This window comes from Streptomyces sp. NPDC001904 (assembly GCF_040297005.1).
GTDB lineage: Bacteria > Actinomycetota > Actinomycetes > Streptomycetales > Streptomycetaceae > Streptomyces.
Genome location: NZ_JBEOYI010000009.1, coordinates 22,610 through 34,168 on the forward strand (window position 1 = coordinate 22,610; position 11,559 = coordinate 34,168).

9 protein-coding genes and 1 pseudogene are annotated in these 11,559 nt (G+C 70.2%); 6 read left to right on the top strand and 4 right to left on the bottom strand.

The window, feature by feature from the left end; genetic code table 11:
- Positions 1–37: 37 nt before the first annotated feature.
- Positions 38–2,341, bottom strand: a complete 2,304-nt coding sequence (locus ABT127_RS16805) for an SUKH-4 family immunity protein (protein ID WP_351449970.1) — start codon at positions 2,339–2,341, stop codon at positions 38–40.
- A 136-nt stretch (positions 2,342–2,477) separates the two neighbouring features.
- Positions 2,478–5,096 carry a toxin glutamine deamidase domain-containing protein gene (locus tag ABT127_RS16810; protein ID WP_351449973.1) on the bottom strand — a complete coding sequence of 873 codons (2,619 nt, stop codon included), beginning with the start codon at positions 5,094–5,096 and terminating at the stop codon, positions 2,478–2,480.
- A 448-nt stretch (positions 5,097–5,544) separates the two neighbouring features.
- On the opposite strand from ABT127_RS16810, the gene ABT127_RS16815 reads away from it, so the two are divergent.
- Together ABT127_RS16815 and ABT127_RS16820 are read left to right on the top strand one after the other, a co-directional pair.
- A complete protein-coding gene (locus ABT127_RS16815; RefSeq protein WP_351449976.1) occupies positions 5,545–6,411 on the top strand; it encodes a hypothetical protein in 867 nt (288 codons plus the stop codon).
- A gap of 465 nt (positions 6,412–6,876) precedes the next feature.
- Positions 6,877–7,179: a hypothetical protein gene (locus tag ABT127_RS16820; RefSeq protein WP_351449978.1), complete on the top strand. Its 303-nt coding sequence runs from the start codon at positions 6,877–6,879 to the stop codon at positions 7,177–7,179.
- Here ABT127_RS16820 and ABT127_RS39325 read toward each other — a convergent pair.
- A pseudogene (locus tag ABT127_RS39325) lies at positions 7,152–7,508 on the bottom strand (WXG100-like domain-containing protein); the annotation flags it as partial. The gene ABT127_RS16820 and the pseudogene ABT127_RS39325 overlap by 28 nt on opposite strands.
- A 108-nt stretch (positions 7,509–7,616) precedes the next feature.
- Positions 7,617–8,039, bottom strand: a complete 423-nt coding sequence (locus ABT127_RS16830; protein WP_351449984.1) for a hypothetical protein — start codon at positions 8,037–8,039, stop codon at positions 7,617–7,619.
- A 7-nt stretch (positions 8,040–8,046) separates the two neighbouring features.
- Between ABT127_RS16830 and ABT127_RS16835 the strand changes: the two genes are divergently transcribed.
- The 4 genes from ABT127_RS16835 (at position 8,047) to ABT127_RS16850 (ending at position 11,550) form a co-directional block, all read left to right on the top strand.
- Positions 8,047–8,460, top strand: a complete 414-nt coding sequence (locus ABT127_RS16835) for a hypothetical protein (RefSeq protein ID WP_351449987.1) — start codon at positions 8,047–8,049, stop codon at positions 8,458–8,460.
- A 204-nt stretch (positions 8,461–8,664) separates the two neighbouring features.
- Positions 8,665–8,994, top strand: coding sequence for a hypothetical protein (locus tag ABT127_RS16840; protein ID WP_351449990.1), 330 nt, complete (start codon positions 8,665–8,667; stop codon positions 8,992–8,994).
- On the top strand, positions 8,994–10,109 hold the full coding sequence (locus ABT127_RS16845; protein ID WP_351449993.1) for a WXG100 family type VII secretion target: 1,116 nt from the start codon (positions 8,994–8,996) through the stop codon (positions 10,107–10,109). The genes ABT127_RS16840 and ABT127_RS16845 overlap by 1 nt, the downstream gene beginning before the upstream one ends.
- Before the next feature lie 403 nt (positions 10,110–10,512).
- On the top strand, positions 10,513–11,550 hold the full coding sequence (locus tag ABT127_RS16850; RefSeq protein ID WP_351449996.1) for a hypothetical protein: 1,038 nt from the start codon (positions 10,513–10,515) through the stop codon (positions 11,548–11,550).
- Positions 11,551–11,559: the final 9 nt, after the last annotated feature.

Sequence of the window (11,559 nt, forward strand, 5' to 3'; positions counted from 1 at the left end):
TTCCTGTCGCGCTGATCCGGCGGTGCTCAGCGGGCCGTCAGTGGTCCATCAGTGCGATGCCCCAGATGCCGGCCGCGGCGCCGACCGGGTCCAGGGTGGACTGGAGGCCCTTGACCCGGGAGGCGACCTCGCGGGTCTCGACGCTGTCGCCGCTGTCCGTGAAGACGTGAACGCCGAGCAGCCATACGGAGACCATCGCGAGGAAGTCGTGCAGGCTCCGGCCCACGATCTCGGCGCGTCCGGGGGCCTCGTCGTCCTGATCGGGCAGATGGAGGACGGCGCCGGTCGGGCCGTCGACGACGACGTCGTCGCCCATCCAGAGACCGATCCTGAAGTACGGGCCGGTGGGCGCGGCGTGGGCGCTCCCGGCGCCGTCGTCGGGGGCGGTGTCCGCGGGCCCCGCGATCTCGCGCAGCAGCCGCTCGGGCCGGGGCGGCGGCGGGCCGGTGTGGGTGCCGTGCGCCACGCTCCACCAGTCGGGGTCGCGTTCGAGGCCGAAGAACCCGAGGCCGTGCACGTCCCGGAACGCCGGGATCCCCTGATCGACCAGGAAGTCACGGGTGGCCGCATGCGTCAGGCCCGCGGGGAGCAGCGGCTCCGGCACGGCGACGAGCGTGCCGTCCTCGGCCGCGAAGAGGGTGTCCAGGTCGGCGGGCCGGGGGGCCGGGCCGTGGCGCGGGACGGTGGCGGGCGCCTTCAGGAGAGCCGGGCAGGCGGCCTCGACGCGGCCTCCCGGGCGGCGGGTGATCCCGGTGAAGGGCGTGCCGGGCGCGGATTCGATACCGAACAGGCCGCCGTGGCCCGCGATCACCACGCTGTCGCCGATGGAGACGGGTCCGGCGTCCAGCAACGTGCCGTTCACCGGCTCGGGCTCGGGCCGGTCGTCCTCTCCTCCGGCGGTCGGCCAGCGCAGCCCCGGCAGCGCCTCCTCGGGATCCTGGCCCAGTTCCCAGGGCGCCGCCGCCAGTTCCTCCCCGCTCCGCGGGTCGTACAGGGTGACGTGGCGCCGCCGGTCGCGGTAGGCGACCGCGGCGGCCACGGGCCGGTCGTCGAGGCGCAGTTCCATCAGGTCGGTGACCGGGGAGAAGGCCAGGTAGGACAGGTGCAGCGCGGCGGGCGGGCGCCAGCGCGTCCACGTCACCCGCCAGGGCGTCCGGACTCCGGCGGCGGCCAGGCCGTCGGCCAGTTCGGTGTCACCGCGCACCGTCGCCTGGAGATGCAGCCAGGCCACCCAGGTTCCCTGGTCGCACGGCAGGAGCGCGTAGTCGCGCGCGTGCACGGCGTCGGCGAGCACCGATCCGCCGGGAGCCTCGTCGAGGCCCGCGCCCTCGGCCGCCTCCAGCAGCGACTCGGGCGCGAGGTGGGCCACGAGCCGGGTACGGCGCAGCAGTTGGGTGAACCGGGTGTACGTCGTGTCGCCCGCGGCGAGGTCGGCCGCCGCGCAGTGGGCGGCGAGCGCCGTCGTCGCGTAGCGGACCACGGAGCCGGCCTCCGCCGGTCCCTCCGCGCTCGGGGACCCCGTCGCCGCGGGCTGTTCGGACACGTCGGCGAGGTGGTCGGCGAGCCGGTCCGCGAGATGTTCCGCGAGGTGGTGGTGGGTGCGGGCCCGGTCCTCCGCCGGGAGCTGCCCGCGGAGCGTGCGGGCGACGGTCTCGTCCCGGAACGACACCGTCTCCGCGTCCGGGTCCACGAGGAGCAGGCTCCGCGCCCTCTCCTCCGTGGCCAGGTCCGCCGTTCGGCCGGCGTCGGGGCGCTGTCCCGTCAGGCCCGCGACCAGTTCCCGCCAGACGGCGTACGGCACGTGCCGCGCCTCGGCCAGCGCCAGCGCCAGCACCTCGGCAGGAACCTCGTCCAGGACCGGCGGCTCGGCCGCGAGGCGCAGAGAGCGGGACGAGTCGTCGCCGAACTCTGGATCGCGTACCGCCGCGAAGACGGTGTGGCCCAGCCCGCCCAGCCTGTTCAGGGCCTGCAGCAGTCGTCGCGGATCACCGCTCGTCCGCGTACTGCCCACGAGGTCGGCCCCCACGAGCAGGACCAGCCGCGCCGGCTTCTTCGGCAGCCGCCGTGACCAGGCGGCGGGCGTCTTGAACCGTGCCCCGAGGGCGGTCACGACCTCGGTGAACACGTCGTCCGCGGTGCGCCCGGCGGCGTCGACGAGGACGCTGTCGGGCACGCGCTCGCGCACGGCCCGCAGGACCTCCGCGCCCTGCGCGCCGGACGGGTCCACGACGCGGTGCACGCCCCAGCCCTTGAGCGAGGGCCAGTCGTCGACGATCCGGTCGGCCGCCTCCCGGGAGCTCAGCGCTTCGACGGGGGCGGGCTCCTGGTTCTCGCTGGTCATGCTGCTCCCTTTCGAGACCTCGGACGCCCGCAGGCCCAGTTCAGGTGTTCTTCGGGCGTGTTCAGGCGTCGGTGGTCCGCGGACGTACTCAGGTGTCCTTCAGACGTCCAGACGTCCAGACGTTCTGCGGATGTCCTCAGGCGAGTCCGTACATCTGTGCCCTCACTCGGATCCAGGTCTCCGCGACCACGGCCAGGTGGTCGCTCAGCTCCGCGTCCATCGCCTGCTTCTGCGCGGCGTCCGAGTGGCGGTAGGTCGTACCGTAATACACCGGTACGCCGTTCATGGACTCGTGCGCGGCGATGGTCTTGGAGCACTCGGCGTACCCGGGATTGAGCTCTCTCGAACCGCAGGGCTCCCGCTCCGTGTAGAGGCCGGCGATCTCGTACCGGGGTGGTGAGGTTCCGTCCGACGTGGCGGCGTTGATGTGGTCGACCCAGTTCAGCAGGTGCGCCTCGGAGTGCAGGGGGCGTACGGCGTCGCTGCCCGCGGGGACGGAGGAGTCGACGACGTACGTACGGTTGCCGTCGGCGTCGACGAGTTCGACGACCGCGTAGTTCTTGCCGGTCATGTCGGGGCCCGTACCGGCCGCCAGGGCCGCCTCCATCAGCTCCTTGATCTTCCGGCGCTTGACGGGGGTCAGGTCGGGGTCGTCGGCCACGGATTCGTCGAAGACGGTCCGCAGGTTGGCGAACGCCTTCTTCGCGTCCGTGTCTCCGCGCAGTTTCGCGGGGAGGTCGGCCGCCGCCTCGTTGCGCCGCCGGACCGCTGTGGACTCGTAGTCGTTGACGGCGGGATTGACCGTGGCGTTGGCGCCGCTGCCCTTGGTGGTGCCCTGATAGGGGCTGTCGCCGTCGGGGTCGCGCTCGGGGCTGTTGCCGACCGCGTTGTCACCGTGGAAGGCGTTGCTCATACGGGCGAGTGCGGCGAGGACGGCGTACTTCTCGCCGTCGTTCATGTTCGTGAAGTTGTCGCCCAGCGCCTCCTGGAGCTCGGCGTCGGTGAAGGCCGTCGGCGGGACGTCGACCGAACGGTGCTGCTCGACCGCGGCGTCGTAGGCGGTCTGCGCCGCCTCCCTGTGCTGCCTGGCAGCGGCGAGGGCGCCGTTCTTCAGCGTGGTGGCATCGGCCGTCGCGCCCTTCTTCATGAGGTCGTCGAACTTCTTCTCGAGCTTCCGTTCCTCGCTCATCGCGTTCTGCAAGGCCCGCCGCGGCGTCTCGAGCGGCTTCATGGCCTTCTCGTACGCCTGCCGCCGCTCGGACGCCTGCTGGAGCAACCGGGCCAGCGGGGCGTCGGGGTGCGTCTCCGGATCGGCCCAGTCGCGCAGGTTCTGATGCACGTTGTCCAGGTCGATCCGGTAGACGTCGTGCGACTCCCGGAGTTTGGCCTGGACCGGGTCCGGGGTGACCCCCTGCTGAACGTCGTCGGCCTCCTCGCGGACGAGGCCGGCGTTGCGCTCGTCGCGGGTGGGGTCGAGATCCCGGCGACTCGGCTCGTCGTCGGAGTCCTTGTCGACCTCCATGTCGCCGTCGTGGTCCGCCTGCCCGTCCTCGCCGTGGTCGGTCAGCGCGTCCTCGTCGGAGTCGACGTCCATGTCGTCCGAGTCGGTCTCCGCGTCGGAGTCGGAGTCGGTCTCCGCGTCGTGTTCGGCGTCGGATTCGGTGTACAGGTCGTCGTCGGAGTCGTCGTCCGTGTCCCCGTCGTGATCCATGTCCATGTCCCCGTCGTGGTCCGGGACGGCGCCGTAGCCGGCCATTTCCGGGGTGTGGGGGGATTGGGGGGATTCGGGGGACTGGGGAGATTGGGGCTGAGGGGTGGGTTGCTGTTGGGTCTGCTGCGGGTGCTGCTGGTTCGGGTCCTGCTGGGTCTGCTGGGTCTGCTGGTTGGGCTGGTTGGGCTGGTTGGGCTGGTTGGGCTGCTGTTGAGCCTGCTGGTTCTGGTTCTGCTGGTTCTGCTGGTTCTGCTGGTTCTGCTGGTCCTGGTCATTCTTCTTCTCCCACGGGGCGTCCATGGTCTGCCCGTTGGAGTCGAAGGGGACGTAGCGGACGCCGGCCGCGCCGGTGTGGATCGGGTTGGGCGAGACCTGGCCGGTCTGGTGGTCGACCCAGATGATGTTGCCGTTGTGGTTGTAGACGTTGAACGCGTGTCCGCCACCGCCGGGCCACTGCACACCGACCACGGCGGCCGATCCCGGGCCGGCCTCCTGGAGGTGCTGCGCGATGCGGCCGTAGGGGTTGGGGTGGTCCGCGCCGGCCCAGATCTGCGGGCGGCCCGCCCAGGCGTCCAGGTTGTTGTACGAGTCCCGCTCGGGCGAGATCCGGTCCGGGCTGCCGTCCGGGTTCGTGTCGGGGGTACGCGGAGCCGACACCTGCGGGTCGCCGAACCACGTCGACAGGCCCGCGCGGGCGTTGTCCAGGCAGTTGTTGGAACGGCCGGGCTGCTGCAGGCCGCCGTCGTTCTGGAGCTGGGCCCAGGTCCCGTTGGGATCGGGGTGGCGCTGCGGCGTGCCGTCAGGGTTCCGCGGAACCGCGTCCACCAACGCCTGCTGATGCGCCGGGTCAGGGGTCAGCAGGCCGTACGGGGCGTGGTTCAGGCTGTCACGTATCTGCTGAAGACTCTGGCCCTGCGACAGCGGCGGGGGCGGGGGCGGCGTCGGATCCGGTGCCGGAGTGGCCGGCGCTCCGTCGTCGGGTGCGGGACCGGGCTGCTGGTTGCTGGGCTTGCCGTTCGGGTGCGGGGTGGGGTCGGCGTACACGCCGGGCGGAACCGTGTTGGCGGGGTTCGCCGGTGTGGCCTGGTTCGGTACTCCGGCCGGGGTCTGCCCGGGAGTCGCGTTCGGCGTCTGTCCAGGCGTCGGGTTCGGCGTCTGCCCTGGCGTCGGGTTCGGCGTCGGGTTCGGGGCCGGGTTGTTCGGCGTGGGGGTCTGGGTGGGGGTTTGGGCAGGCGTCTGGGCAGGCTGCCGCGTCGGAGTCTGGGTGGGCGCCTGCCTGGTGGGCTGGGCAGGGGTCTGGGTGGGCGTCTGCGCCGGATTGGTGCGTTGGGGAGCGTCGGTGCGGGGTGGGGTGGTCGACGCCGTCGGGCGCGCCGGTTGCTGTTGCGGGGTGGTCGGCTGTGCGGCCGTGGCCGGAGCCGGGCCCGTCTGGGGTGCCTGGTTGGGGATGTTCGTCGCCGGGCCGGGATCACCGTGCGTGGTGGAGGCCGGCGTGGGTCCCGGTCGATTCGAGGTCGCGGCCGTGGGCGCCTCGGCCGTCGTCACGCTCTGCGCGTGGAACGTCGGCGCCGACGAACGCGAGGGCGACCCCGGGCTGGAACCCGTACTCGCGCTCGGGCTCCCGCTCGGCGTGGACCCAGGAGTGGTGCCCGGCGTCGAGGACGGCGTGGAACCCGGCGTGCTGCCCGGAGTGGTGCCTGGTGTGGTGCCCTGTGTCGTGTTCGACGGCGCGGACGTGTTGGACGGCTGCGTGTTGGACGACGACGTGTCGGTGGATGCGGGTGTGCCCGTCTGGGCCGCCGCGGGCTGCTGGACCTGTGTACGTGGATCCTGCCCGGCCGACGGATCGTGCGTGCTTCCCTGCGAGGGCGCGTGCGCGGAACCCGGGGCCTGCGCCGCCCCGTTGGTGTCCTGGGCGGCAGGGGCGCTCTCCGAGGACGTGTTGATGCTCTGCGCGCTCGCGCCGGACGGTGTCGGCGAGGCCGTCGACGTGTCGGCCGCGGCGCGTGTCTCCGGCCCGGAATGCGGCTCCGGCGACGCGGTACCGGTACCACCGGAATCGCGCTGCGGACCCGAGGAGCCCGAAGATCCGTCGGCCCCGCCGGTATCGGTCTGCACGGAAGTGTTCGCGGGGGCCTGCTGCTCGCGGAAACCCTCGTCGAACGGCGTCAACGGCCTGCCGCTGTCCGTCGAGGAGTTCCCGCCCCCGGTGTCCGCACTCGCGCTCGCGCCTGCGGACGACGTACTGCTCGAAGACCCACCACCCGTATCGCCGGAGGCCGCCGCCGTGGTCCGCACATGGCTGCCGTCGCTCCCGGCCGCGGAGGACCCTGCGGACGCCGTCGAGGAACCGGTGTGACCGGACCCGCCGCCACCGTCACCAGCCCCCGAACCGGAATCCGCATGAGAACCGGAACCGGAACCCGTTCCCGAGCCGGCCGACGTACCACCGGAGCCACTGCCCCCACCGGTGTGGCCGGACCCGCCTGAGCCACTAACGCTGCCCGAGCCGCTACCGGAACCCGACCCGGCCCCAGATCCAGAACCGGAACCGGAACCGGAACCGGAATCCGATCCCGAACCGGCCCCGGAACCCGAGCCCGACCCCGAACCTCCGTCAGCCCCGGAACTCGCCCCCGAACCGGAGCCCGAACCGGAGCCCGACCCCGAACCGCCGTCACCACTCGACCCGGAATCGGACCCGCCGTGCCCGCCATTGCCCGCAGCATGGTCCAGCCCGCCGCGCGCATGATGCCCCGCCCGGCCACCGGCCCCGTCCCGCAGCGACTCCCCCAACGTCGAACCGAAGTTGGAGAAACCGTCCTTGACCGCCGCCGTCCCCGCGTTCGCGGTCCGGCCCAGGTTGTACCCGTCCTGCGCGCCGAAGTTCTGGTTCACCGTCTGGGCGATGAGGTCCTTGCTCATCTCCTCCAACGCGGAGATGAACGGCTCCTTCACCGCCTCAAGCACGGCTTCCAGGATGGCCTGTGCCGTCTCCTTGAGGATCTTCCGTACCGCGACCCGGGTCACCTGTGACAACGCCGCCGACGCCGCACCCGACAACCCGAACGTCACCACCGCAGTCGCCGCCGCGATCGCGATCTGGATCGCCAGCACCGTCAACTGAATGATCACCGCGATCTTCATCGCGATCACCAGCACGGCCGCCGTGTCAAAGACAAAAGCGATCATCTCGGCAGCCTGCCGGGCATCGTCCAGATACCCCGACCCGCCCGAGAAGTCCTGCCACTTCTCCACGAACGCGTCGATCGAATCGCCGTAGTTGTCGGCCGTGACATTGCCCGCCGACTGCACCGCCGACGCCTGAATGTCCCCGACCTGCGCCCCGAACTCCCGCCACGTCGCAGCACACTGCGTCAGATGGTCCTCATTGGCAGTCGGCCAGTCGAAGCCGAGCATCTCCAACAGCCAGGCCAGCTCGTCCGGCAGCATCATCGCCACGACGGCGTCCCCCGTATCCCCGTAGCCCCGTGTCCCCGCGCCCTCTTGCAACTCAACTGACGCGGATTTGCCACGAGTTTACCCAGCCACCCGAACAACGGGTCAACCGTCGAACGCACACCGCCCGGAACCCCACACAACTCGCCTCACCCCGACGCCGCCCGACTGGGTCGTGACTGCCGGAATCTGCCGGTCCGCTCGCCGGCGCCAGTACCTGCCGGTCCCCTCGCCCGTGGACCCGCACACGACGAAATCCTGCGCCAGACCGACCCGATTGAGCTCGGCCACGTCCGCCTGCTCGATGTCCACCACCTCGCACCCGGCGAGACTCTTCTCCAGGTCGCCGCGGTGCTCGCTCGGAGTGCCCCAGTCGTAACGCTTCCGGACCTCCACGTGGTACGAGATCTCGCCGCCGTCCTTCGTACCGACGAGCCGGTACTGAAAGTGGTAGAGCCCGTAGCACCAGTTGCGCTGGTCCTCGGACTCGAAGCCAGACTCGCTCGCGGTCCTCTGGGAGGACTCCAAGACGGGCGTGTACGGCGGAATGGCCTGTGACGGCCAGGGTTACATCGGCGGCGCGCAGCTGGTGCGGGTTCAGATCTGCACGACGCGCTGGGCGTACGGCTCCCCGGACGGCTCCCTGGTCCAGGGCGCCGGAAAGGAACTGCTCGCCCTGAAGCACGACGACACAGGCTGGCGAGAGGAGAACTTCGGCGGCGACGGCCTCCCCGCCTACCTCGTCAGCCTCGACCCCGCGACGGGCGCCGAGTCGGAGATCGCGTCGTACGGACACCTCGACGACGCACTCGGCCACAGTTCCTGGGCGATGCCCTACTGGCACGACGGCACCCTGTTCCTGGCATCGGTCGGCAACACGGACAAGGCGTTCAAGGGCGTGAAGAGCGACGATCAGCATGAGTCGGCGTTGTTGAAGATGGGTGGGTGAGGCGGGGCCGGTGCGGGCTGCTCAGGTGTCCCGGCTCCTCGCGCAGGGGGTAGTCATTCTGGGTGACTGACGGCCAGGTGTTCAGGCTGATCCCCTGCCGGATCGCCCGGAAGCCGGCGGCTGAGGGCACGGCTTGCCACCTAGGGTTTGGCGCTCCGATGACGCATGCGCTGAAGGCATGGGTCGAGCGCGGAGGACAGCACAGTGGCCGGTCAAGAATCGTACGTCGATCACTCAGAATTAGCGAAGTTGGCCAGAAGTTTCGAACAGCACGCCTACGACCTGGAGTCGAATCTTCGGAAATTCGCCGCGGAGACCGGGGAGGAGGCCATCAGAGATGGTTTCGGTGTCCTGTCGGAATCCGAGGAAGCCACCTCGGCGTACATCACGTACTCCGCGGACGTCGCCGATGCCATGAAGGCCGTCTACAGCCATCTCGATGCCATCGGCGCCGGTCTGAAGCAGGTCGCGGCGGACACGGAAACCAACGACGAGGGTGTTGGCGCACTGTTCGGCAACCACGGCGGCAACTGATGAGCGGAAACGAGTCCGTTGTCGAGGAGATCGTCGAGCTCGGAATCGAGATCGTCCATCCAGGCGGCCGACCGGGCGAACTCAGAGAGGCCGCCACGCAGTGGCGTCAGCTGAAAGCCGAGGTCGACCACATTTTCGGCACCTTGGACAAGCAGGTCGACTCAACTGTCGGGCACACCTGGCGAGGCCCGGCGGCCGAGGCCTTTCACGAGCACTGGAATCAGTGCGTGAAGGCAGCAGACCTGGTGACCGAGCATTTCGATGAAGCTGCCGCAGGGCTTGAAAAGGCGGCGAAAGCCATCGAAGAGGTCAACGAGGAAATCGAGGACATCTACCTCGAGATCGGCATCTCCGTCGGAGTCTCGATCGGCATGTCGTTCGTGACCTTCGGTGTGTCCGCCGCGGTCGGCACCGCCCGTGTGGCGATGCTGGCCGAGAGGGCTCTGAACGCCGCCAGCATGTTGGGGCGGATGCTGCGGGCGATCGCCCATGCGTACAAAGCCTTCAAGAACACCAGCAAGTTCACCGAGGTCGTCGCGAACCTGCTCTCCTCCTTCGCGCTGAACGCCACTACCGGCACGGCCGGCGGCATGGCCACAAGCCTCCTCAGCGGTAATGGCTTCGAGTTCGAGAACAACCTCAGGGGCGGCATCGCGGGAGCGACCTTCGGAACTGGCGCCACCTCAGCCGCAGCCCGCCTGGGCGCCGGTGAGGTGATCAGTGGTGTCGCGGGCGGGGCTGCAGGCGGCGTCGGCGGCGACGCTTTGAACTCCTTGATCGGGGGCGATAAATTCGACGCGCGGCAGGCCGGGATCGACGCGGTCACCGGCGGCGCGGCCGGTGGCGCGGGCGGCACGACGCGAAGCGTCGACAGAGGCTTGCGAAATATCGCGGACGACCTCAGGGGCACGCACACCCCCGAGAGCCACGATGCGGCCAGAGACACCGCATGGGGCACCGTCGTTCCGATCGCCGGCGGAGTCTCGGCGAACGACGGCAAGGACGGCTTGGAAGACGTCGACGCCCACAACAAAAGTGTCCAGTCGGGTGCCGGGCAGGGCACCAGGGGGCGCGATGCCTCGGCTACCGACGAGGTGCGACATGTCTTCGGCTGACCAGCTCTCGGCCACTGCCGGACCTGCTCTTCGCCGGGCGGACCGAGCGCCCCGCAGAGCCGGACCGTGGTTCGGCGTACTGGGACTCGCAACTCTCGCCCCCGTCCTGCCGCTGTGGCTCTTCTGCACGGATCCGGCGCTGCGTCGAACGGCGATTCTCCTCGCGCTGGGGTGCGCCTTGGCCTGCGTCGGAGGCGTCGCTGTCTACCAACGCGCGGCAGGCGGAAGACAGTCGTACGCAACGATTGCCCTCGCCGAGTTCTCGTATTCGGCGGAAGCGGGCGGGCGGGGCGTCACGGCAGCCGAGGGTCCGCCCCGGAAGTTGCCCTCGCGCCGGAGCATGAAGGCGCGCTCCCTCGCGTGGTACGTAGGGATCTGCACGGCGTCGGTGACTCTGCCCGCGATGGCGCTGGGGACGCCGCAGCGTCCGGAACCCGTGCAGCGAATCGTCGACGCCGGAGCGCACTTCACGCACGTCCAGGTGGAGAAGGTAAGCGAAGTCAAGTTCCACGATCCGAGCCACGGTCACTCCTACTACGACTCGACGGCAGTCGTCCGGCTCGCCCCATTGACGGGCAAGGAGCCGGTGACGGCAACGGTCCATCCGCGTACGGAGGACCGGCCACGCCACGGAACCAGGGTGTCGGTGCTCCATGCCCCGTCACGTCCAGAGCTGGGCGCCGTCGCGGGAGACGAGAGCAGCCTCGGTTGGGCATTGCGTGGCTTCACCATGCCGACCGCCGGGCGCTGGATCGCCGGCATCGCCTGGGCAGCCGGCGTCGCCCTCTCCCTGATCGGCATCTCCTTGAACTACGGGCTCCATTCCTCTTCCCGACGAAGAAGTGCCGCTATGGCCGTACGCGGGACATGCCAGGGGCCCGGGATGTTCCAGCGGGGGAACAAGAGGCAGGTGTGCTTGAAAGTGGTCACGGCGTCGTCGCGCACCGCGCATCTCCTGGTCTCTGTCGCGGAGGACCACCTTCCTGAATCCCTGATGGGGCAGGAACTGTGGCTGTGCTTTGACGTCCGGCGCGACGTCGGCGACGACCGATCCTCCGAGAGCCTCGCACCGGCAGCGCTGGTGTCCGACGACGGCTGGGCAATGCACGGGATGCTCCACCCAGACGACGCGCGGATGATGGCCGCCGAGGGCAACCCGGTCGAAAAGACAGGCGCAGGGAAGAGCTCTCCTCGCGCTCTGCGGCTCTGGGATCCACGCTCCTCGTGGCCGCTCTACGTTTCACGGACCGTTCTGCACCTCGCTGCTGCGTTCATCGGCTGCGCCGCGCTGCTGACTTTCGACGCCACAGGTGTCTGGCGCTGGACGATCGGGATCGCGGGCGTCGCCGCCGGACTGACGGTCTGTGTTCTCGTGACGGCCGGACCGCACAGCTCGCGCATCCGCGCGGCGGTGTCCGAGGGAGAGAGGAATCCGGCCTGAGCCTCCCCG

Excerpts from the sequence above, each read along its gene's own strand:
- ABT127_RS16805 (WP_351449970.1), bottom strand. The coding sequence starts at position 2,341 with ATGACCAGCGAGAACCAGGAGCCCGCCCCCGTCGAAGCGCTGAGCTCC.
- ABT127_RS16845 (WP_351449993.1), top strand. The coding sequence starts at position 8,994 with ATGAGCGGAAACGAGTCCGTTGTCGAGGAGATCGTCGAGCTCGGAATC.
- ABT127_RS16850 (WP_351449996.1), top strand. The coding sequence starts at position 10,513 with ATGGCGCTGGGGACGCCGCAGCGTCCGGAACCCGTGCAGCGAATCGTC.